Source organism: Faecalibacterium sp. Marseille-Q3530 (assembly GCF_017377625.1).
GTDB lineage: Bacteria > Bacillota > Clostridia > Oscillospirales > Ruminococcaceae > Faecalibacterium > Faecalibacterium prausnitzii_E.
Map to the genome: position 1 here is coordinate 1 of NZ_JAFREH010000041.1, position 977 is coordinate 977.

At 53.9% G+C, this 977-nt stretch carries 2 protein-coding genes; both read right to left on the reverse strand.

Features of this window, described 5'->3' with window-relative positions; translation table 11 throughout:
* On the reverse strand, nucleotides 1-316 hold a 316-nt coding region (locus J3350_RS13855), incomplete at its 3' end, for a YodL domain-containing protein (RefSeq protein WP_242700308.1).
* A gap of 8 nt (nucleotides 317-324) precedes the next feature.
* The coding region (locus J3350_RS13860; protein WP_207687017.1) for an LPD16 domain-containing protein at nucleotides 325-977 on the reverse strand (653 nt) is incomplete at its 5' end.

A 977-nucleotide genomic window follows, 5' to 3' on the forward strand; every position in this document is an offset into this window, starting at 1 on the left:
CCGACAGACTGTGTCCCTCAAAATCCTGCGGACGGGAGAGGTTGAACATCTGAAACAGTTCTTCCAGAACCTCGTTGTCCAGCACATCCTGCCACATGGCGGGCAAATCAGCATAGTAGGTGACCTCATAATGCTCCGGGTCTGGCGTTTTGCCCCGACGATGCAGTTCCCGCATGGAAGCAAATCTTTCATCGAGGATTTTTTTGTCATGCCGCAGCTGCATCACCATATAAACATCGCACCCTGCGTTCAGAAACTTCTGCGGGATGTCCGTCATGGGTTCACCGTCAAAATTCTGGTTCCATTTTTGCTGCATCGTCCACCTCACAGTTCCGGTGCAGAACGTGCAGAGGATTTTGGCGCAGACGTATCACTTGCCAGTTCTGCCAGCTTTTCCAGTGTGGAAGGGCGATGGTCTGCGCTCAGTTCCTCGGCTTCCGCAACTTTATCCATGACGGCATCGTAGTCCTGCAACAGCCGCCGCCCCTTTTCCATGTGGTGAGTTTCCAGAATCTGCTCACGGGCTTCCTGAATAGTCAGTTCCGGGGCATCCAGCTGCCCACCGTCCATCACGGAATAATCGCTGTGGTAGAGTGTGTAGTCCCATCCATCCTCACAGGACTGGATGGCAAGATAGCCTTTGCCGCCCAGTTCCCATGCAGCCTGCTCGTCTTGTGTCTGAATTTCCGGGTAGAAGTCGGCATGGTTTCGTTCCATGACTTCGGCAAACTGGCAGATGTGGAACACATTGCCCAAACCGCCCATGTCAAAGTGATAATCATCCAGATGTTCCACCCGTGCCGTAAAACTGCGCCCATCCGGGTAATCCACCTGAATCACGCCGCCATCGGGAATGCGATAGAGGTCATCATAGTGGCTGTTGATGAGGCGAATATCCTTCGGCAGCGTTTCCGGCTCCCAGATGCGCCGTCTGCCGATGCCCGCCTGCGGGATGTTTTCGAGGATCTTTACGCTTT